This window comes from Amnimonas aquatica, from assembly GCF_002943415.1.
Lineage (GTDB): Bacteria > Pseudomonadota > Gammaproteobacteria > Pseudomonadales > Moraxellaceae > Perlucidibaca > Perlucidibaca aquatica_A.
On the sequence record NZ_PTQZ01000371.1, the window covers coordinates 1 to 1,116 of the forward strand.

2 protein-coding genes are annotated in these 1,116 nt (G+C 53.8%); both read left to right on the plus strand.

Annotated features, from left to right (window positions below):
* Positions 1–508, plus strand: a 508-nt coding sequence (locus C5O18_RS10080) for an IS3 family transposase (protein WP_146089357.1), incomplete at its 5' end; no start/stop codon positions are given.
* A gap of 57 nt (positions 509–565) precedes the next feature.
* A complete protein-coding gene (locus C5O18_RS11215; RefSeq protein WP_206389857.1) occupies positions 566–682 on the plus strand; it encodes an integrase core domain-containing protein in 117 nt (38 codons plus the stop codon).
* Positions 683–1,116 lie beyond the last annotated feature (434 nt).

Sequence of the window (1,116 nt, forward strand, 5' to 3'; positions counted from 1 at the left end):
AGACGTCTCTACTGTGAATGCCTGCTGGAGCATGGATTTCGTGGCCGATCAGCTGTTCAACGGGCAGAAAATCCGGGCCTTAACTGTGGTCGATAATTTTAGCCGGGAAAGTCTGGCCATCACGGTCGACTACGCCTTGAAGGCGGCGGATGTGGTGGCTACGATGGATCATCTGAAAGCGCTTCGTGGCACGCCGAAACGGATACAGGTCGACAACGGCAGTGAGTTCATCTCGTATGCCTTGGATCATTGGGCGTATGAGCATGGCGTGACGCTGGATTTCTCCCGCCCAGGCAAACCCACGGACAACCCGTTCATCGAGTCGTTTAATGGCAGCTTCCGGGATGAATGCCTGAACGTGCACTGGTTCCTGTCGCTGGATGATGCCCGTGAAAAGATCGAGCACTGGCGCCAGGATTACAACGATTTCAGACCGCATAGCTCGCTAGGCGATCTGACCCCGTGCGAGTTCCGCCTCGCACACCTTGAAGCTGGANGAAACCTCTAGTTCAAGGCGCTCGGTTAGTCGGGGGGAGGTCAGGGTGGGATTGGACTCCAAAGCTTCGTGCTACTCAAATACGGGGAAACGTCGGGCCGGTGGATCGACTGGTACAACCATCAGCGCCCGCATCAGGCGCTGGGGATGAAGACACCGGCAGAGATGTATAGATTAGCGGCCTAACTGTGCAGGTTTCGCTGGGTCATTACAAGACTGCTGTGACAATAGGTATATGCCCGCAGTAGATGCACGGCGTACGATCGAGGCATTGACTCGCGCGCTCATGGCTGCAAGGTTGACCACACTGTGAGCACGATATGCTCGAACTCAAAGCAAGGCCTTAGTAGTTTTCATGATCTGCTAGTTTCCTTTGAATGTAAGAGAGGGGTCCGAAGACCCCTCGCTTTGTTACTCAACTAGTGTGGCAGAGCCGTGCGCAATACATGCATCCGTTGGCTCTTGGGTAGATTCTCTTTGCGGCTGTGACAGGCTCACGACAGCTTGAGAATGTTCCAAGGTAGGTGAGATTCATATGGTTTGGCATCCAGAAACAGCCTTCCTTATGAACTTCATGGTCGCCATTGGGTTGAGCGTTCTTGTTCACATAGTACCGGTCA